Annotated in this window: 18 protein-coding genes; 10 read left to right on the top strand and 8 right to left on the bottom strand. The window is 67.0% G+C overall.

The window, feature by feature from the left end:
- Positions 1-536, bottom strand: a 536-nt coding sequence (locus ACWEVO_RS08925) for a replication initiator (RefSeq protein ID WP_452307004.1), incomplete at its 3' end; no start/stop codon positions are given.
- 568 nt (positions 537-1,104) lie between these two features.
- Here ACWEVO_RS08925 and ACWEVO_RS08920 point away from each other — a divergent pair.
- Together ACWEVO_RS08920 and ACWEVO_RS08915 are read left to right on the top strand one after the other, a co-directional pair.
- Positions 1,105-1,470 carry a cyclic-phosphate processing receiver domain-containing protein gene (locus ACWEVO_RS08920; protein WP_452307003.1) on the top strand — a complete coding sequence of 122 codons (366 nt, stop codon included), beginning with the start codon at positions 1,105-1,107 and terminating at the stop codon, positions 1,468-1,470.
- A 914-nt stretch (positions 1,471-2,384) separates the two neighbouring features.
- Complete coding sequence (locus ACWEVO_RS08915) at positions 2,385-3,425, top strand: hypothetical protein (RefSeq protein WP_452307002.1); 1,041 nt, start codon at positions 2,385-2,387, stop codon at positions 3,423-3,425.
- Between the two features lie 256 nt (positions 3,426-3,681).
- Here the strand turns inward: ACWEVO_RS08915 and ACWEVO_RS08910 are convergent, their stop codons facing one another.
- Positions 3,682-4,161, bottom strand: a complete 480-nt coding sequence (locus ACWEVO_RS08910) for a hypothetical protein (protein ID WP_452307001.1) — start codon at positions 4,159-4,161, stop codon at positions 3,682-3,684.
- 202 nt (positions 4,162-4,363) lie between these two features.
- Between ACWEVO_RS08910 and tcmP the strand changes: the two genes are divergently transcribed.
- Complete coding sequence (gene tcmP / locus ACWEVO_RS08905) at positions 4,364-5,554, top strand: three-Cys-motif partner protein TcmP (RefSeq protein ID WP_452307000.1); 1,191 nt, start codon at positions 4,364-4,366, stop codon at positions 5,552-5,554.
- A 22-nt stretch (positions 5,555-5,576) separates the two neighbouring features.
- Here tcmP and ACWEVO_RS08900 read toward each other — a convergent pair whose 3' ends face one another.
- Positions 5,577-6,335 carry a DUF5131 family protein gene (locus ACWEVO_RS08900; protein WP_452306999.1) on the bottom strand — a complete coding sequence of 253 codons (759 nt, stop codon included), beginning with the start codon at positions 6,333-6,335 and terminating at the stop codon, positions 5,577-5,579.
- 996 nt (positions 6,336-7,331) lie between these two features.
- Here ACWEVO_RS08900 and ACWEVO_RS08895 point away from each other — a divergent pair.
- The gene (locus ACWEVO_RS08895) at positions 7,332-8,267 is read left to right on the top strand and encodes a gamma-glutamylcyclotransferase family protein (protein WP_452306998.1); all 936 of its coding nucleotides are present in this window, start codon (positions 7,332-7,334) and stop codon (positions 8,265-8,267) included.
- Positions 8,268-8,670: 403 nt separating this feature from the next.
- Here the strand turns inward: ACWEVO_RS08895 and ACWEVO_RS08890 are convergent, their stop codons facing one another.
- Entirely contained in the window at positions 8,671-9,183 is a 513-nt protein-coding gene (locus ACWEVO_RS08890) for a DUF6000 family protein (RefSeq protein ID WP_452306997.1), read from the bottom strand.
- Between the two features lie 176 nt (positions 9,184-9,359).
- Positions 9,360-9,761: a GntR family transcriptional regulator gene (locus ACWEVO_RS08885; protein ID WP_452306996.1), complete on the bottom strand. Its 402-nt coding sequence runs from the start codon at positions 9,759-9,761 to the stop codon at positions 9,360-9,362.
- An 89-nt stretch (positions 9,762-9,850) separates the two neighbouring features.
- Between ACWEVO_RS08885 and ACWEVO_RS08880 the strand changes: the two genes are divergently transcribed.
- Together ACWEVO_RS08880 and ACWEVO_RS08875 are read left to right on the top strand one after the other, a co-directional pair.
- Positions 9,851-10,267, top strand: coding sequence for a hypothetical protein (locus ACWEVO_RS08880; RefSeq protein ID WP_452306995.1), 417 nt, complete (start codon positions 9,851-9,853; stop codon positions 10,265-10,267).
- Positions 10,264-10,572: a hypothetical protein gene (locus ACWEVO_RS08875; protein WP_452306994.1), complete on the top strand. Its 309-nt coding sequence runs from the start codon at positions 10,264-10,266 to the stop codon at positions 10,570-10,572. The genes ACWEVO_RS08880 and ACWEVO_RS08875 overlap by 4 nt, the downstream gene beginning before the upstream one ends.
- A gap of 199 nt (positions 10,573-10,771) precedes the next feature.
- Here the strand turns inward: ACWEVO_RS08875 and ACWEVO_RS08870 are convergent, their stop codons facing one another.
- Positions 10,772-12,016 (bottom strand): IS256 family transposase, encoded by a 1,245-nt coding sequence (locus tag ACWEVO_RS08870; RefSeq protein ID WP_452306993.1) that lies wholly within the window; start codon positions 12,014-12,016, stop codon positions 10,772-10,774.
- 247 nt (positions 12,017-12,263) lie between these two features.
- Between ACWEVO_RS08870 and ACWEVO_RS08865 the strand changes: the two genes are divergently transcribed.
- Positions 12,264-12,755, top strand: coding sequence for a hypothetical protein (locus ACWEVO_RS08865; RefSeq protein ID WP_452306992.1), 492 nt, complete (start codon positions 12,264-12,266; stop codon positions 12,753-12,755).
- A 52-nt stretch (positions 12,756-12,807) separates the two neighbouring features.
- Here ACWEVO_RS08865 and ACWEVO_RS08860 read toward each other — a convergent pair whose 3' ends face one another.
- Positions 12,808-14,010, bottom strand: a complete 1,203-nt coding sequence (locus tag ACWEVO_RS08860; RefSeq protein ID WP_452306991.1) for a hypothetical protein — start codon at positions 14,008-14,010, stop codon at positions 12,808-12,810.
- Positions 14,011-15,341: 1,331 nt separating this feature from the next.
- Here ACWEVO_RS08860 and ACWEVO_RS08855 point away from each other — a divergent pair.
- The 3 genes from ACWEVO_RS08855 to ACWEVO_RS08845 all read left to right on the top strand — a co-directional run bounded on the left by ACWEVO_RS08855 (position 15,342) and on the right by ACWEVO_RS08845 (position 18,176).
- Positions 15,342-15,848, top strand: a complete 507-nt coding sequence (locus tag ACWEVO_RS08855) for an RNA polymerase sigma factor (protein ID WP_452307005.1) — start codon at positions 15,342-15,344, stop codon at positions 15,846-15,848.
- Positions 15,849-15,865: 17 nt separating this feature from the next.
- Positions 15,866-17,140, top strand: coding sequence for a hypothetical protein (locus ACWEVO_RS08850; protein ID WP_452306990.1), 1,275 nt, complete (start codon positions 15,866-15,868; stop codon positions 17,138-17,140).
- A gap of 169 nt (positions 17,141-17,309) precedes the next feature.
- Complete coding sequence (locus ACWEVO_RS08845; protein WP_452306989.1) at positions 17,310-18,176, top strand: LPXTG cell wall anchor domain-containing protein; 867 nt, start codon at positions 17,310-17,312, stop codon at positions 18,174-18,176.
- Positions 18,177-18,497: 321 nt separating this feature from the next.
- On the opposite strand, the gene ACWEVO_RS08840 is transcribed toward ACWEVO_RS08845, so the two are convergent.
- Positions 18,498-18,740 (bottom strand): hypothetical protein (locus tag ACWEVO_RS08840; RefSeq protein ID WP_452306988.1); only part of this gene is annotated, 243 nt, incomplete at its 5' end.

Below are 18,740 nucleotides of genomic sequence, written 5' to 3'. Positions count from 1 at the left end.
CGGGCGAAGCACGCCACGGGCCGCCTGTGCGGGCAGGTGCCGGCGTTGCTGCGGGCGCGGCAGGGCGCGGGCCGGCAGTCGCAGCGCTGCCGGCTGCGGCAGGTGTGGCGCGCGACGTGCCGGTGGTGGACCGGGCCGAAGGACGGGGCGGTGAAGGTGGCGAAGACGACCGGGTGCCGGCCGACCGAGGCGGGGACGCCCTTGCCGCCGGTCAGACCGCGACAGACGACTTGGTAGGCGTCGCCCCGGTAGACCCAGGCGCAGTCCGCGCACACCGATTCGCGGCGGTTGCCGCACGCCTTGTAGAGCGTGCGGTCGGGCAGCTCGTCGGTGTGCAGCTGGCCGGTGATGCGGCCGGTGTCTCGCTCGACGGCGGCGATGGTGCCGGTAAGGCGGATCGGGCGAGCACAGCCGCCGGCGGGGCGGGTGTGCTCCAGCCAGCCGGAGAACTCGGGCGAGGCGGCGCGGCGCAGGACCTGGGCGTCACGGCCGACGGCGAGACCGGGGCGGTAGATGGTGAGCGGGGTAGTGGACATGATTGTCTCCTCTTGGGGTGGCAGGACGGGAGACGAAGCACCACCAGCCGTGGACGTGTGACCGCTGGTGGTGTTCGTCGTGTCTCCTGGCACCGCCGAGAGGGCGGCTGACGCCGGAGGGCGGAATATGGTCGTGCCACTTACCGCCGATGGGTCATGTCCTTTCACGCTCGTGGACTTGGCAATTGGGGCCGGCACGGGTGGGGAGCCTGGGATATGGGCATCCGGCGGGTTGCCGCAGGCTGCCCCACCCGTGGAGCGGTGCGAATCTGGGGGCCATCGTGGACGGTAGGGAAGGCCGTGCTGGGCCGCTCAGCGGATTCGGGAGACCGGCACAGCGGCCGGTGCGATCGAGAGGCGGCGGGACGTGGCCCGCATCAGCGGCAGGAAGGCCGCTCAGCATCTCCGACGTCGAGTCCAGCGATCCGGCAGGAAGGCCGCGCTAGCGTGCTCGACGAGCGTCAGAGTAGCACCGGGTACCGACACGTCAACCCGCCGTAGTTCGGCGCTAAGTGCGGGCCCAATAGCGGTGGCGATGGCGGCGTGCTGGCCCAAGGATGGTGCCGTGGTGACCGAGAAGCTGCCGGGAATAGTGCTGGTTGACGACCTGCGCTCGTTCGTTGATGGCCGGGTGGCACAAGTTGCGCGCACCAGCAGGGCCGGTATCCAGGCGCTGGAGCGCCACCGCGGACAGCGATTGGACGAGTTGTGGCTGGATCACGACCTGGGCGAGGACGACACGATCTGGCCGGTCGTCGAGGTGTTGGAGCGGGCCGCGTTCGAGGAGCGCCCGTTCGACATCGGCGTCGTTTACGTCCACTCAGCGAACCCCGCCGGCGCTGAAAAGATCATGCAGGCGTTGCGCCGCTGCGGCTACAACGTCCGCTCAGCGGCCGGGTCACCGCATGTCGGCTACCTGGCTGAGGCCGAGTAGCAGCGGGCCAGCCAAGCCCTGGTGGCGCCAGCGGCCGCCGACCGGGGCAGCCGGCTGCCGGCCGTGTGGGAGAACTTTCCTTACGTCTATCAAGGCGGCCCTGAGCGGGCCGCACGCGCCGCCGCCTGGGCGCGCGTCCGACGCTCCGCTGTCGCTCCACGCCGGCCACGCAACACGCCCGGCGGCTGGCGCGGAGAGCGGAGAGCCCGGGGCCGCCGCAGACGGTAGCGCCCAGAGTGGTGGAGGTTCGCGGGCCGGCAGCCGGCCTCGCCGCGCCCGAGCGACGCGGCGCAGGGAAGGGCACGCCGTGTCCACGCGGCGAGTCGCGGCGGCGGGCCGGTCGAGATCACTGCGCCTCCGGCGGGGGCGCAACGACTCCAGGATGGCCGGGGCTCCGTTCGCGCGTTGCGGTCCGTGGGGTGGTTGGGCACGGCCATCCCGCCAGCCGACGACCCGGGCGAGCCGAGCAGACCACCACCCGGCCCGCCAGCGTCCGTACGAGTCGTCAAGGTCCGCTTGACGTGGCGGACCGGGCGGCGGCCCGCTCCCCAGACGGGCGGGTCGGCGGCAGACGGGATGGCGCTGATCGTGTTCAATCGTCGGTGACGAGCTCAGCTAATCCCAGGGGCTAGCACGGTCTGCGATGGGGAGATCCGATGGTGTACGTGCGCTTGGAAGCGGATTGGACGGACAGCGACGGTGTCACCCATTCAGCGGGGGAATCGGTTGACGTAGATGCGGCCACGTTGGCTGTGTTGCAGGCTGAGGGAATCGTAAGTGAGGGAAGCACAAGTCATGGGTCGAGAGACTGGGGAGGGCCGAGCCCCATGTCAGACAGCCCCGCGACTTGGGGGCGTCCACCAGGTCCTGAGAACGACGAGGACGAGTGGTGACAAAACCACACGGCGCGCCTAATGACTGAAATTGCTAAAGGGGTACTAGGCGGGGGATGGTCGCTAGTTGCTGGGTGGATTTTGCCCGCCGCAGTCAACATTGCATTGTTCGGGCTGTTTTTGCTTCCCGATATGCGAGCATTCGAGCCAGTTGATCGGCTAGCAGAGGCGGCACTTTCGCAGCAGTCGCTAGTCCTCCTCGCCGCTGCTGTCGTGCTCGGAATTCTCTTCAGCGCCTTGCAAACGCCTCTTTATCGCGTTCTTGAAGGCTACCTCGGCTGGCCTTCCTGGGCATTCGCTTGGGGCCGTAAGCGCCAGCAGCGCCGGTTGAAGTCACTAAGAGACCGCTTGGACTGGCTACGTCTAGCACAGAAAGAAAGCGCAGGTCAGCTAACATCAAGCGAGGAAGGGCGATTGCGCGAACTCAGAGAGGACAAGAAGTCCGCGCAGATTATCGCCCGCGATCTGTCTTTGATCGCACCTCAGCGTGCCCTATTGCGAGAGCGGCTCCGGCGGTTTCCGTCGCGTGACGAACAGGCTCTCCCAACTCGACTGGGTAACGCCATTCGCAGAATGGAAGAATATGGTTCAGACCGGTACGGACTCGATAGCCAGGTGTTCTGGCATGAATTGATGGCAGTGGCCCCAGAGCAGATTCGGCAAGGGGTAACTACGGCTCGGCTTGGCGTAGACTTCTTTGTCTGTCTACTTTATGGACATTTAGTCCTTGCTGCGACTGCGGTCGCTATTCAGGCGACCAAGAGCAGTTTTTCGCTTTCCCTCTCAGTGCTGGCGGCTGCGCTCACCGCCTTCTCCGTGGTCTGGTATCGCCTTGCGGTATCTAGCACCGATGAGTGGGCCATGGCCATTCGTGCTCTAGTCAACCTCGGGCGAAAGCCGTTGGCGGAAACCATGGGTCTCGAACTTCCTGCCACTCTCCATGACGAGCGTGAGATGTGGTCCCTGCTCTCGAAACTCACCCGGCTTGGGTATCACGAAAAGGCCGCCGCGTTGGACCGGTTCCGAGCTGGTCAGGGGGCAGCACCGGCAACACCCTCTTGAAAGGGGCCTATGGTGGCCCCCAGCCCTCGTGCCCGATCCGTGCCCGATACAGCGGTCAACGCGGGCACGCACCGGAGCGACAACGGGTCGGCTCTCAACGCTCCATAGCGCAACTCTAGGCGAGGACCATGGTCAAGCCCCGCCGGCGGGACGGCTGCCGGCGGGGCTTGGCATCCATAGGAGCAACCGAATGGCATCGGTAGGTGAGGCCTTTGGGAGGCAAGTGCGCCCAGCGATCCGGTACCCGACTCGACACTCACCTGCCAGGCGTAACGCCTCCCAGTCTGGTCCAATGAGTGACGAGCTCGGTGGCGTGCCCCTTCGCGCTTAAGGCCCGCTCTAGCTTCTGCTCGGCATCCTCAATCGCTCGGCGAGCGCTCTCGTCCACACGAGCATCGAGTTCACGCTTGTTGTCAGACCAGCCCGGAAATACGTGGTCCATCAGCGCGTTCTGTTCTTCAAGTGCAGCGTGGCTCGCGGCTGCCCGCTCATGTGCTTCCTTGATCTCAAGCGGGTGTCGTCGCAACACGACGAGCGCAGCGTCGAGAACAAGGCCGACCGAGCACTTCACTCCGTAACGCAGCGCAAGCGCAACAATCAGGTCGTCTGCAGGATTCTCCGAGGGCTGCCAATCGAGTTGGCTGAGATCGGCCCCATGCACTACCGCCGTCTCACTCACCTTCGCAGGCAGATCAATCCAGGCCATACTGCGGTCCGACCTGATCAAGTACAGCATTCCTGCCCCTTTCTGGCTCAAGGCCTCGACGCTACATCCCACTTCGGACTTGCGCCTTCACCTGCCACCGTCCAGGGTGATTCTGGTATAACCGGGCTTTCCTGGAGGAAACAGCCGAAACCGCGCTCGGCGGTTGCATCTTCCGCCTAGCGCCACCTTCCGCTAGCGTGGCGCTACTTGAGGTAGCCGTCGGGGAGGGCTCATGGCCGGGACTGACTTCTTCGCGTCAAAGAAGGCGGCTGCCGTCTTCAAGCACGGCATATTGAGCCGGTACCCGGTCGTATTCGCATCGAAGACGGGCAAGAGCATCGACGGCAACCGGGTTCTGTTTCTTGACGGATACGCTGGTAGAGGCGAGTACGACGATGGGCAGCCAGGTTCGCCGCTGCTGCTGTCGCGGTGTGCTGAGTTCGTGAAGGGCTACCGCAACGTGCTCGGGTTCTTCGTCGAGCAGAACCCGGACAACTTCGCCAACCTGAAGCGCGTACTCGACGAGAAGGGTGGCGACGCTGAGCGGATCGTCCGGCCCGGCTCGGTTGACGAGCACCTTCCCGAAGTCCTAAAGCGGGCCCAGGGCGCGTCGCTGTTCGCCTTTCTCGACCCGTTCGGCCCTGCGTTAGACTTCGAAGTTCTCAAGGCCGCCCTGCTCGGTCGGCCGTCGTGGCCGCCTACTGAGGTCCTGCTGCACTTCAGCGTGTTGAGCGTCGCTCGGATGGGTCGTGCCGTACACGCGGCTCGTTTGAAACGCGGAAAGCTTTCGCCGGCAGATCAGAAGACAGCCGACCGGCTGGACCGCTTCCTCGGCGGCGACTGGTGGCAAGAACACTTTGCCGGCGTCCGAGACGAAGGCGATGAGCAGCGGGCTACCGAGATCGCCTTAGAGGTGTGCGACACGTACGAGAAGCTTCTGACAACCGGAACGAGATATCGAGCGGTCAAGATGCCAGTACGGCCCAGGCCCGATCTGCTGCCTAAGTACGTGCTGGCGCTGTTCACGGCCAGCAACGAGGGAGCCTGGCACTTCGCGGACTCGCTGGGTAAGGCGGGCGTGGAGTGGTCGGTGGCGTGGCAGACGGACCTGCTCCGCAAGGGGGAGAGGTACGGGCAGGGCTCGCTGTTCGGCGACGATGAATTGCCAACCCCTGAAAGCCACAGCAGCAGTCACGGCCCCGAGTGGACGAGGATCATTGCGGGGAACCTCGAACGGCTGCTAGATGAGCTGGGCCCTTTCTGCCCTGCAGACCACGTGCCGGAGGTCTACGGCACGACGCTAGGTCAGGCAAGCACGCCTCACGTCCGGGCCGCCGTGAAGCTACTGAGCGGAACGTCTGTGGCCAACACCGGTAAGGGCGACTTCTGGAAGGAGCAGCTGAGGCGCCCACAGGGGCTGTAACCCCTTCTCCGTTGGGTGACCTCTACCCGATCGAGGTAAGTTCCCGGGCAGCCGGCATCTCGTCCCATGTTCGACCGTCCAGCTCCCGACCGCCGGCCTTTGGCGTTCTGCCGCCCCACTGCTTGAAGAAGAAAGCAGTACCGCTGGCGATGCACTGGTCGCGCAGGGATCGCACCCAAGCGGGATCGACCGGCCGGCAGCCAGGACCAGACTCACCACCGGCAATCAGCCAGTCAGTGCCCTCTAGGTTCAGGTCGTCCAGCGGGCCGAGTAGCGGCTCGGCCGAGACAAACCGAACGGCAGCGGGCACCCGGCGGAGGTGATCGATACGCTCCGTCTGTTCATCGTCCTCGACAGAAACACCCATCCAGACGTTGCCCGGCCAGGTCAGTCGGGGAGCGAGCTTCGCAAGCCTCGCGGCTCGCTTTGTGAGTACCTGGTAGGTGTGCTGCGGGGTTGCCGCCATAACCTCAAAGACCTGCTCGACGAAGTCGAGGGGAACCTTCGCGTGGAACAGGTCGCTCATCGAGTTGACAAAGACGACACGGGGCTCTCGCCACCGAAGAGGCAGCGTCAGCTCCCCGGGGTGTACTGCGACTCCGAAGCCCGGTCCCGACGTCCGCGGGTCGCCGTCCGTCTGATACTTGGCGGACCCCATGGCCTTCAGCCGCTTCGCCAGGGTCAACGCGTAACAGTGATCGCAGCCGCGCGAGATGCGGTCGCAACCAGTTGTCGGGTTCCACGTGGCTTCGGTCCACTCGATAGAACTCTTGTCTGCCATCACCACACTCCCCGGGCCGGTTGGGACGATTCTGTCGAACGTGCGTACTGATTGAAAGGCGTGGAGGCGATCTTTCTTGCCGCCTGAGCGACAAGCGCAGCAGTTGCCCATGCTCCGCTCGACCAACGCGCAGGACGCCGAGTGAGACGCGGCCAGGCCGTCACCAGGCCGTCGTAGGCCGATAGCTGGCGAACAACGACGACCACTGGTGACGATGTCTGTCCAGGTAGCAGGGCGTGACTGGCCCGACCACCAGGCCGTCCAGACTCCTCTTGCCGGTAGTTGGTGAACCGATGACTCCTGCACAGGCGGGATCACCGGACGTGGCACTACGCGGTGTCACGCTGTCGCCGGCTCCGACCGGCGGGTGCCGTCCGGCCGCCCAGGAGGAGCTTGAGGAGACGGAGAGCGTACTCCCGCCCGAACTCGTCCGCTCTCAAGGACCACAGTGAGATGACCCAGATCAACAGCAGGCGGGCACATGGAGCGACGACGAGGGCGGCAAGGGCCCACGGTGCGGCACCACCAGCGATCGACGAACCAACTTCAAGCAACTCGACTCCCAGGGCTGGCCCCGCCTGGGTGGGCGGGGTTCGGACCTAAGAGCTGGTTGCCAGAAACTCACGGCAGTCATGTTAGCCGGCACGTTCAACGGCCGCAGGTTGTAGCCGCCATGCAGGCGCAGCTGGAGTTCGAGCCGCCGGCCGCCGCGCGCGGACGGTCGCCCGAGATGGCGGGTCGGACGGATCCCGCCGGACGAAGCGCCCAGAAGTTGCATGCGAGGCGTCAGGCAGCGAGGCAGCAAGAAGGCAGCGCGAGCCTTGATGCGGGCCGCACCCGAACGTCAACCGACAAGACCCGACACCTGCTCGTCGATGTGCGTTGGCACCAGCTGGCAACAGCCGACAGCTTGAGACCGCATCCCCCCGGCGGGGGTCGTAGCTCTGTCGCGCCCGCCGGAACGCCACGTAGATCATTCGGTGGCACAATCGCTGGGTGTCACCACTCAGGCCGCCCCAGGATCGAATCCTTCCGCTGTTCGTCTACGGCTCGCTAAAGCCCGGCGAGCTGGCCTTCGGTCTGCTCGAGCCGCATGTCGACCGGCACGTTGAGGCGACCGTGGCCGGTGTGATCAAGCTGCGTGATGGACTGCCGTTGTTCGCTTCCTCGGCTGCCGGGCGCGTCCACGGCTTTCTCCTCTTCTTTTCCGCCGACAAGGCCGATGAGGCCTGGCAGATCGTGGCTGACTTTGAGCCACGTGCCCAGTACAGCTGGGACACAACCGAGGCCGTGACTGAAGATGGCCGGAGCGTCACTGCCAACGTTCTCGCCGGCAAGAGCCTGCAGGACGGGGTCTCTGGAGATCCAATACAGCAGTGGTCGGCCGGGCATGATCCAGTGCTTAGTGAGGGACTTGCCGAGGTTCGGCGGCTCGTGCTAGAGGCGGCGCCGGATGGCATGGAGGCGCAACCGGACAGCCCCGAGTTCTGGCACCGGTTCTTCCGGCTCCAAGCGTCCTACCTACTGCTGTGGAGCGTCGTCGAACGATACACAGCACTCCGCTACGGGGCAGCGCTAAAGCCCATGGGCCGAATTGACAGACTGGGCGATGACCCTGCGTTTCGTGCCGCCCTCAAGACCGTGGGCGCCAAGCCCGGCAAGGTCGTCGACAGCAGGTATCCCACCGACACATTCGAGTTGGGGCCGGATGGCAACGGCGGCGCCGGCTATTACTACGCAGTCCGATCAAACCTGTCTCATCGGGGGAAGGGCGCGTTTCGGGATGCACGCCTGGTGCTAAAAGCAACCGTCGAACTGCATGACGCAATGCTGGTCTTGCTGGAACCGTATGGCTCGGTCCCTGTAGAAGCTGACCTGGGTGAGGTTCGGCTGCGGCACCTGCTGCCTGCTGGCGTAACGGAGTGCCGGTGAGCAGCGCGGCATCAGTGCCTCCCCGTTCCACATAATGGAGCCGGATAGCGGTTAACAGCGGCGACGCCGGGCAACAGTGGCTGGCGCTGCCGATTGTGAAAGGCAGCGCTAGCGCACCGAGCGCCGTAGCTGAGAGCAGATGTCGCGGACAGGCCATGGCGTGCCCTCGTTGACGACGATCGACATCCAATGCAGCCGTTCGTTGCGCCGGACCCGGCTCCCACAGCCAGGTTCGGGCCGGGCCGCCGGAACAGCTGCCGACAGCAACGCTGACAGCAACGCCGCCGGACGGCGGCACGTCTACGCGCGCTGGCACGGACGAAGCTCCGAGCGTGTGGCCGTTGCCGGACGCCTGCGGACGCGACGCACAGAGCTTGTAAACGAGAAGTCGAGGACTGGCCGGTCAGGCCGCTTGCAGCCGCCGCGCGATGTCGATGAGAGCGTTGAAGGTGTCTCGGTCTGCGTCGGTCGGAAGTGGAAGCGGCGTGGCGACCTGGTGGTGACGACGAAGGTAGTCCGCTGCGGCGGCGATCACTCCACCTGCCCCCCAACCGTGGGTCTGATCTTCGTCGAAGTACTGCTGTAGGGCTTCAGCGGCCCCTGGGCCGTCCAGGACGACGGCTGCGGTCGCGAGCGACGGCGCATCGAGGGAACCCCGCGATGTGGCTAGGGCCTGGAGGACTACCGCGCATACGTCGGGACCGGCAACCCTTATGGCGTACCAGGCACCCATGACGCGTGGACGCCAACTGTCTTGCAGGAGTGCGATCACATCGGCTGGGGATGCGCCTCGGCCAAGGTCTGCCAAGGCCGGAATCCGGGGAAGCCCGTACCTGAGGGCGTTGGTCCCCATCATGTCGAGGTAGAACGGTACGACGTAGCGGGCAATCAGTTCGTCCGTACTCCGTTGATCCACCCTCGCAACATAGCCGGTGCATAGCCAGCGTCCGAGCATGAGCTGGATCTCGTCGGGCAGCCAACTGAGCAGCCAAACCAGCGAGCATCAGCGGACGATCACGGACCAGGACACCACGTTGGGCACGAGGACCAGGAGGTGGACCAGCATCGGGGGACCGACTCGTAATGCGCAGATCAGCGGCCTACGCGTACGCGGTCGGCGGGGTACACCTCACAGGATCCGTCGGCGCGGAAGACCACCAGGACCGGGACGCCTTCGCCGATGTCCAGCTCCTTGCGTTCGGCCGGGGTAGGCATCCGGGCCGAGGCGGTATCGCCCTTGCGTAGGGTCACCGTCTCGGACGGCTCCATGCTGCGGACGAACGTGCCACGCGGCGGTTGGACGGTCACGAGCCCTTCCGACCGGAGTAGTGAGATGGCCTGCCGGACGCTTGTCCGGCTCAATCCATACTCCTGAGCCAGTCGCAGCTCGCTCGGCAGCGACGCGCCGGGCGCGAGGTCGCCGGACGTGATCCGGTTACGCAGTAGGTCGGCGAGCTGCCGAAACACTGCGCGATCCGCGCTGGGGTCGATCACGAATGTGACGCTACGTGTGCAACAGTTCTACAGGTTATTGTATCTACAGTCCTACGTATGTACGGTGGCTTGGCAGGTGCGGCGGTCGGATGACCAGCCAAGGCCCGGCCGCCGCGCCGTCGACGGCGCCCAAGGGGGGATCAGGTGCGGCGTGTTTCGTACGAGGAGTACCTGCTCGCCGCAGCGATGACTCTCGCGCGCCGGCATCGACCGGTCTGGTGCTGGCGACGGTGGCGGCGGGTCTGCCGGTGCGGAGCCGAGCTGCCGTGTCGCACCCAGCACCGGATTCCGATCAATCGTGGGCACTGGCCGACCGAGGGGGAGCAGTGAACGACGGACAGGAGCGGGCCATCCTCGCGGTGCACGTCCGAGGGCTCGACGGCATGTGCGCCGGCTGTCGCGCCTGGTGGTCGCGGCTGACGCCGTACCCGTGCTGGCAGGTGGAATGGGCGACCAGCCGGCAGGCTCGGACGATCACCGCTCGATTCCTGGAGGGTGTGCGGTGACCACCCACGGCCCGGTCATGCCGATCTGGAGCTGCGGAGGCTGCGACCTGCCCTGGCCCTGCCCCACCCGCAAGCGGGAGCTACGGGCGGAGTACGCCGATGCTCCGGTGTCGCTGGCCCTCTACCTCGGCTCCTACCTCGTCCAGGCCACCGAGGACATGCCGTGGACGCCGGCCGGCGTTCTGCACCGCCGCTTTCTCGGCTGGACCAGGGAAGCCGCTCGGCCGATGCCAGCAGTACAGCAGCGATGTACAGCAACCGTGCCAACCGAACCCGGCCGAGAAGCGCTTCAGCAGCCCGAATGACCTCGCACAACACTCGATCCGGCTGGCTCGCCGGCAATCCATAGGTTCAGGGTTCGAGTCCCTGGCGGCCCACTCTTCGGCAGGTCAGCGGCTCTTATGGGGCCGCCGACCTGTAAGCGCGGCTCGACCTGCGTGAAAGGTCAGGGTCACGTCCGCGCTGGTGGTGTAAGAGACGGCCATCGCGGGATCCGGTCTGATGTTATGCGGCGATCGTGGCCGGGTTGGGCTGGTCGGTGTCGTGTTGGTCTTGCTGAACGGTGATCAGGCGGGCTTTAGCCAGTAGTTCCAGGCCCATGTAGCGGCGTCCTTCAGTCCACTCGTCGGTTTGTTCGGCGAGGACAGCGCCGACGAGGCGGATGACCGCGGCCCGGTTGGGGAAGATCCCGACGACGTCGGTGCGGCGGCGGATCTCCTTGTTCAGGCGTTCCTGCGGGTTGTTCGACCAGATCTGGCGCCAGATCTCGCGCGGGAAGCTGGTGAAGGCGAGCAGGTCGTCGCGGGCGACGTCGAGGTGTTCGGCCGCGGCGGGGAACTTCGCCTCGATGGTAGCGACGACTCGCTGGAACTGGGCGTGGACGGCATCGGCGTCGGGCTGGTCGAAGATCGTGCGGACCAGGGTGGCGATCCACGGCTGCGCCGACTTGGGCACCTTCGTCAACAGGTTGCGCAGGTAATGGGTTCTGCACCGCTGCCACGACGCCCCGGGCAGCGCGGCGCCGATCGCGGCGACGAGACCGGCGTGGGCATCGGAGATGACCAGACGGACACCGGTCAATCCGCGGGCGGTCAGCGACCGCAGGAACGCCAGCCAGCCGGCGCCGTCTTCGTCGGAAGCGACGTCGAGGCCCAACACTTCGCGTTGGCCGTCAGCGTTGACCCCGACGGCGATCAGGGCGTGGACGTTGACCGTCCGGCCGTGCTCGCGGACCTTCATCGTCAACGCGTCCATCCACACGAACGTGTAGTGGCCCGAGTCGAGGGGCCGGTTGCGGAACGCCTGCACCTGCGCGTCCAGGTGGGCGGCCATCTCCGACACCTGCGACTTCGACAGCTGCCGGATCCCGAGCTGCTCCACCAGCTTCTCCACCCGCCGCGTCGACACCCCGAGTAGATACGACGTGGCCACCACCGACACCAGAGCCTGCTCCGCCCGCCGGCGATGGGTCAGCAGCCAGTCGGGGAAGTAGGAGCCCTGGCGCAGCTTCGGGATCGCCAGGTCGATCGTCCCGGCCCGAGTGTCCCACTCCCGATGCCGGTAACCATTGCGGGAGTTGACCCGATCCTCGCTGCGCTGCCCATAGGCGGCGCCGCAGAACGCGTCCGCCTCAACGGACATCACCGCCTGCGCGAACGTCTTGATCATCGCCTGCAACACATCAGGCGACGCGCCCGCGATCTGCTCGCACAGCCTCTCAACAGGGTTCACACTCTCTGAAGCGGCCATCGCGTCCTCTCCTCCTTCTCTGACTTGGTCGTCTTGAAGGATCGACGCGATGGCCGTCTCTCATCTACGCAACACGCCCATCACGGGCAAGTCGTACACCACTTCCGTGGACGCAACCAAGGTCAGACTCGGCATGGGTGACACGTCCGGCTAAAAGGCTGTCCAGCAGGCTGACTCTGGCGCGGGCTTCGGTGGCGGCTGGTCAGGTGCGGCGCTGGCCTACAGACCGGCATGAATCACGAATAGGGTGGGACAGGCGACGACGATCTGCCGGGACGTGACGGGAGACGAGATGGCGGGACCCAGCGCCAAGTACGTGGAGCGGTCAGGGCAGCTCACCCGTGCGATCGATATCGGAGCCCGGGTGCTCGCCGGCCAGCTGCAGGATCGCGACATGGTGGATTTCGGTGAAGAGCTGAAGGAGCTGATGAAGCGGCCGCCGCAGACAGTCGCCGGCCTGCGGTACCTGGAGTCAGCGTTCCTTACCTACTGGAATGAGGCTACGGGGCCGCACGTCGATCAATTTTGGGAGCTCATCGCCGCCGAAGGCCTGCCCTTCACCCGCCGCAACGTGCTCGCCGACGTGCTGGCCCGCGGGCGTATCGACAACGGCGCCGAACACGAGGCCGTCGTCGACTCGCTAGTGGGTGCCGAGCAGGAAGGCACGATCACGGCCGAGCAGGCCACCCGGCTCAGCGACATGGTCGGCCGTTACGAACGTCGCGGATCGCGGGGCTGAACCGATCCGGGGCGAGAGCGCCCCGCCCCGGATCGAGTCGGTCAGTCGGTGGTCAGCAGATCACCACGGCCGCGTTGACGACAGCCTCGCCGCCGGCGGTCACGGTGACTGGATTGGTCCAGGCCCGGCTGGAGTAGAGGGAGCTGTTGTCGTAACCGGCAAGGGGGGCGTCGGCGGTGGGTGTGAAGCAGTACGGCTTCGAAATGTAGAACTCCGCCACGACACCACCGGGTCGGATCTGCGCGGTGAACGTGCCGTCCGCAGCGACCGACGCCGATACGCGGTTGTGGCCGGTTGAGTCGGAGTACACGGAGATCTTCAGGCCGCTGTTCGTCACACCCGACTCCTCGGCGTCCCAAACCCCGTCCCGGTCAGCGTCTAGCCAGACGGTGCCGCGCACCGTCGCCGGCTCCACGATCGCGATGGTGGCTTGGGCGGTGTTGTCGGCGAGGTCGTCCTCCAGCGACGTGGTCGTCGCCGTGGCGGTCAGGGTCGCGATGTCACCGGGCGCGGCGCTGGCGACTGTGGCGGTCAAGTGCATCGGATCGGGGGTGTACCCGGCCGCGATGTAGTTGGTTACGCAGTCCCAGGCCGGCTGGCCGGAGACGGGATCGGTGCCGAACGTGCAGGTCCAGGGATAGCTGTACGGCTCCCCGCCACGGGCGAAGCCGTCCGGCAGCGGCACGGTCACGTGGACGTCGCGCGCGGCAAGGTTGCCGGCGTTGCCCACCTGCACGGAGAGGTCAACCGTGTCGCCGACGATCGGCTGAGCAGGATTGGCTTGAACGGCGGTGACCTCCAGGTCTGTCACCCCCCGGACGTAGGTGATCGTGGCCTCGCCCACGTTGTTGGCTGTGGAGAGTTCGCTGGTGGTCGTCGTGGCGGTCGCGGTCACCGCTGCGGTCGTGCCTGCCGGTGCGGGCGGGAAGGAGAAGTCGTACCGGAGCTTCGGTGCGCTGGCCCCCGCGGCCAGCGTCCCGTAGGTACACGTGCCGGTGCCGAAGTCACACTGCCAGCCCGCTGGCGGCCAGTTGCCGTCGGTGAAGTAGGCGCCCGCTGGGAGGCCGTATGTGAGGGTGACGTCCGCGACCCGATTCTTGCCAGTGTTGCTGACCTCGACCTCGACGGTGGCTCCACCGCCGGCGTCGATGACCTGGTCACGGGGGGCGATGGCGGTGGCGGTAACCACCAGGTCAGCCCGGCTGGGCGCTGCGCCGGCCGGCGACGCGGGCAGCACCGTGGTCACCAGGGACACCAGTAAGCCCAGGCTGAGCGCTTGGGTAAAAGGACGACGGGGATGAGAGGTGGAAGACATCGGATCCTGTCTGCCGCAGGGACCGGCCGGCATGCCGCTCGACCGGGAGGGCGTCGATGCCCGTCACTTGATGAGCGTCGAGTGAATAGGGCACATTACGTAATCCCTTATGTCGCAGGGCCTTCAGCGCGCCGTGACGCATCAGCTGCACCGCCAGCCGTCCACTCGCGGCAGTGGCCGACCGCTTGAGACCGCTCCCGCTCCCCCCGACGGGGGTCGGCCTGGGCCGCCGGCGGAACGGCTGTCGACAGCAACGCCGCCGGACGCCGGGACGCTGACGAGCGCTGCCACGGACGAATCTCTGAGTGTGCAGCCGTCGCCGGACGCGTGCGGACGCGACGCACACAGTTTGTAAGCGAGTCGTCCAGGTCCGTCGCGTATCCGAGAGCTAATCTCGCCGTTGACGTTGCTGCGGACTTCGTAGGAGCCGCGTCCAGACGACAACGCCGGTAAGAAGGGCCACAGCGGCCGCGCCGGCCAACATCAGTAGCCGCACCGGCAACTGATCTTCCCGGAACGCCTGGATCAAGACGAACGTCAGAATAAGCCAGTTGGCCCCGACCGTGATCAGCGCAGACCGCCGGCTCCTGGTCGTTCGATCACCATCCCCTCGATGCACATGAGCGTTCCTACCCGGCGTCCATGACGTCAATGCCCAGCCCCGGGGACACAGCAGCGCCTGGGTGGGGCATGAGCACGCCCTACTCCGTGTCTAGGCGGGAGTCAGATCCCGCTGAGCAGCCACGCGAGCATCCAAACCGGCGAGCAGGAGCGGACAATCGCGGACCTGGGCACCGGCCGCGTGAAGGACCAGGCGGTGGACCAGCGCCGTGGTACTGCCTCGTAAATTCCTGGATCAGCGGCCGACGCTTGACGACGCTGCATTGAGGCAAGTCTCCAGCGAGCGGTCGCGCGCCTGGAAGCCTGGCCACGGACGGCATGCCCACCCTGCACCGCGCGAGCACCGCAGCGTGAGGAGGCTCCGGCTACCGGCCCTGTTGGAGCACGCTCGGCGGATTCCCGAAGCCGACGACCTGCCCCTCGGGGTCTCGTCGAAGGGCACCCGTCCGCGCACCCCCGCAGCTGGCGTCGGGTGACGGGAGTAGATATGGGCCGCATCAGCGTCGCCGTGGTCAGTAGATGCCCACCGTGCCGCCCGAGCGCTCCCGACACGGGAAAAGATCTACGCAACCGACGGGAGCGCCCTCACGTGTTCGTGCTGCCCGCCCACGAGGGTGGCACCACGGGAGGAAGGAAACGTGACCGCAGCGATGACCGCAGCCGCGGCCGCACCTCGAGCCTCGACAACAGACGAGCAGCGAGATTTCGACGAATTCTATGCGGCTAAGTTCGACGTCCTCAGGTCGCAGCTCTACGCGTACCTGGGTGACCGGGCAGAGGCGCAGGACCTGGTCCAGGAGGCATTCTGCCGGGCCTATAGCAGATGGGCCAGGATCAGGAAATACGAAGACCCCTATGCCTGGGTGCGCCGGGTCGCATGGAATCTCGCCACCAGCAGGCTCCGGCGACAGAAGACGTCCGCGATGTTCCTGCGCCGCCAGCGGGCAGAGCATCACGACGGCCCGTCGCCAGATCGCGTGGCGCTGGTCGCGGCCCTGTCCAAGATATCGCCGAAGCTTCGCAAGGCCGTCGTCCTGCACTACCTGGGCCAGTTATCCGTAGCGGAAATCGCGCTGCAGGAAGAGGTGCCCGAGGGCACCGTGAAAAGTTGGCTCAGCCGCGGAAGAACCGCCCTCGCTGAGCACCTCCAGGGATGACCGGAAAGGAAAGTCTCATGTCTGACAACTTCGACAACCTGATCAACGACGCAGTCGCCGAATTCGATGCGGTGGAGCGCTCCTCCTACGTGCCGGCGCCGGGCGCCCCCGCAGTCCGCCACAAGGTTGCGGTCCGGCGGAGAGTGCGCCTCGCGGCATTCAGCGTGGCCGGTGCGTTGCTGATCGTCCTGCCGATCGCGGCCTACGCCGCCAATCCACGGGGCAACAACTCGCCACCCAACGTGATCGGGTCCGCCGGCCCCGTCGAACCGGCTAGTCCGACTCCGTCGCTCGCCCCGTCGTCGGCTTCCTCGTCGTCGACACCGGCGTCGTCCGCTCCGACAGCGGCCGATCCGCGCAACGCCACCCTCAACCTCCCGGCGTTCCCGGGCGTGGAGGACCAGTGCAAGGCGAAGGGGACGAGGACCTTTGCCAACGGTACGACGATGCCCGCGGATGGCGTGAATCTGGTCATCGGGGAGTTGACTCCGGTGATGGCCGACCTCGATGGCGTGCCAGGCGACGAGGTACTCACCACCATCCGTTGCCAGAACGACGAGTCGCTGAACGTCACCCAGTTGCTGGCGCTGAAGGTCGCCTCGGACGGCGCACTGGCACCGTTGGGCTACGTGATCAACTCGGCGGACACCCCCAACGTGGCCGCGACGTTCTCCCGCGAGGCCATCACGGTCGATAACGGCGTGGTCCGGCTCGCCGTCTTCGGCCCGTACCAGACCAATGGGTGGCCGTCCTGCGACCGGCAGGTGCGGGGCTACGCGTTCCGCAATGGCGCCTTCCGTCAGGTGAACGGTCCGACCGCCTTCCACAAGCCGTCGAAGGACTTCCACCAGGTCGACTTCCGCAACACCGGCCTCCTCATGGGCCGCGGGAATGCCGACGGGTCCGGTCGGATCTACTGCGTGCCGATGGTGAACGGGGCCGGCGAAGCCGACCTGGACAACGGCGACGGCAAGGGCACGACCCGCTACACGATCACGATCGGTGCCGTGTCCTTCGTCAACGCCAGCGACGGCGAAGCCACGTTCGCCATCCTCACGTTGCGGTCCCCCAGCGGCGAGGTGTCGCAGACCCTGCAGTCCTTCCAGCAGGATGGGGACTACCCGCTCGGCTGGGAGGTTCTCCGGTCGGGCACCAACGGAGTCACCCGTATCGAGAAGGCGGAAGCCAGCGGGAGCACCGTGCAGGTGACCGTCACGACCACAAGCGGCAAGCAGGTGTGGTCGTACCGTCCCTCCGCCACCAACCAGAGCTGGCAACGAATCGGCTCATAGCAGTTCCGGAACCGCCAGGCCCGCCCGAGCAGGGCGGGCCTGGCGGTGATCTCGCGCCAGCTCGCTCTGGTCCGGCCTGACCCGGTCGCCGGGGTTGATCGGGGGCGGAAACAACTGCCGAAAACCTGTATGGTGTCGCGGTTGTCCTGATTGACGCACGGGGGTTTTCATGACGTTCCGCCGTTACGCCGGCTCTGCTCTGAGCGCCGCGATCCTCGCGGTCGGCCTCGCCGCCGCGCCCGCCGCGGCCGCGCCGACGCAGCAGGAAGCCGACCCGGCGAAGCTCGCCGCCGGCACGGAGAAGGACCCGGAGACGGGCAAGAACCGCACCTATGTGGTCGGTCAGGGCGAAGATGTGCCCGCCGTGCTCGGGGTGACCAACGTCGGGGAGGCGCCGGTCGACGGCCTCGTCGTCCACGTACGGGTCCTCAACGACCTGGACTTCACGAAGAAGTACGAGAACTGCTGGTACGCCGTGGACAGCAACCAGGAGTCGGCGTGGTGCGAGTTCGACGGGGAGCTTGCCGCCGGGGCCAGCCTGGCGGTGACCGGAGCCGGCATCTCCACCAAGCCGGACGCCCGTCCCGAGAACATCTCCTCGATCGTCTACCGCTGGATCAGCAAGGAGTACGTCGAGGCGCACGGCGGCCTTCAGGTCCTGGCCGACCAGTGGGCCGGGCAGGGCACGAAGGCGGTCCGGGGCACCGAGAGCCCGCTGACGCTGGCGGCTCCGCCCGGGCCGCTCGGTGGACTGGGCGGTCCGATCGGGTTCGCCGGCGTCAAGCTCCTCACCCCGCCGCCGACCGGTCAGCCGACCGCGACGCCGACGCCCACCGCGGCGCCGACGCCGACCGCCACGCCCAGCGCCGCCCCGAGCGTCGTGCCGACCGCCGGCGGCGAGGGCGGCGAGGGCGGTGGGCTGCCCGTGACCGGTGCGGACACCGCGACCGTGGCCGGCGTCGGCGGCACGCTCCTGCTCCTCGGCGGAACGGGCTACCTGATCGCCCGCCGGCGTCGTACCCGCTTCGTGGCATAGCCCCTTCCAGGACGCCCCCGGCTCGACGCTTCGTCGGGCCGGGGGCGTTCCTGCTTCTGGCCGGCGGCCACGCGGCGGCGGCCGACCGCGACCGCGGGCGGCGCGTCGGGGAGAGAAAGCTCCCCACTTCGTCACCTGTCGGCGCGGCCCGAACCCTGGTTGTCTCGCTGCTGGCCCGCGACGGCCCGACGGCCACGAGGACGAGTGCCGGGCGGACACGTGCGACCACGACAACCGATCGCCAACGGGGGCGGGGCCGGCCGGGCGATCCGGCCGGCCTCGGGGGGGCTCCTCTTCGGACGGAGGGTGACGCGATGAGCGTCACACCGCTCGTGGCGGAGGTTCCGGTCGGCCGCTCCGGTGCCGGCGGCACTCGCGGCCGGGGATCGGCGGCGTCCGCGCCCCGGCCGAGAACGCTGAGCTGCGGCAACGGCTCGCACCACCGGGCCACACCGGGCGACTCGTCCGGAGCCGCAGCGGCTGCTTGACCCGGGAGCGACGCTGCCGGGTGTAGAGCTGCACCACCTCGGTGCCGGCGCGGGTGCCGGTGTTGGTGACCTCGAC

The organism is Micromonospora sp. NPDC003776 (assembly GCF_053605645.1).
The sequence above is the reverse complement of the archived record's forward strand: the minus strand, read 5'-3'. Positions and strand labels throughout refer to the sequence as shown.

Excerpts from the sequence above, each read along its gene's own strand:
- ACWEVO_RS08880 (WP_452306995.1), top strand. The coding sequence starts at position 9,851 with ATGACCAGCCAAGGCCCGGCCGCCGCGCCGTCGACGGCGCCCAAGGGG.
- ACWEVO_RS08845 (WP_452306989.1), top strand. The coding sequence starts at position 17,310 with ATGACGTTCCGCCGTTACGCCGGCTCTGCTCTGAGCGCCGCGATCCTC.
- ACWEVO_RS08900 (WP_452306999.1), bottom strand. The coding sequence starts at position 6,335 with ATGGCAGACAAGAGTTCTATCGAGTGGACCGAAGCCACGTGGAACCCG.
- ACWEVO_RS08910 (WP_452307001.1), bottom strand. The coding sequence starts at position 4,161 with ATGCTGTACTTGATCAGGTCGGACCGCAGTATGGCCTGGATTGATCTG.
- ACWEVO_RS08855 (WP_452307005.1), top strand. The coding sequence starts at position 15,342 with ATGACCGCAGCCGCGGCCGCACCTCGAGCCTCGACAACAGACGAGCAG.
- ACWEVO_RS08870 (WP_452306993.1), bottom strand. The coding sequence starts at position 12,016 with ATGGCCGCTTCAGAGAGTGTGAACCCTGTTGAGAGGCTGTGCGAGCAG.
- tcmP (WP_452307000.1), top strand. The coding sequence starts at position 4,364 with ATGGCCGGGACTGACTTCTTCGCGTCAAAGAAGGCGGCTGCCGTCTTC.
- ACWEVO_RS08915 (WP_452307002.1), top strand. The coding sequence starts at position 2,385 with ATGACTGAAATTGCTAAAGGGGTACTAGGCGGGGGATGGTCGCTAGTT.
- ACWEVO_RS08850 (WP_452306990.1), top strand. The coding sequence starts at position 15,866 with ATGTCTGACAACTTCGACAACCTGATCAACGACGCAGTCGCCGAATTC.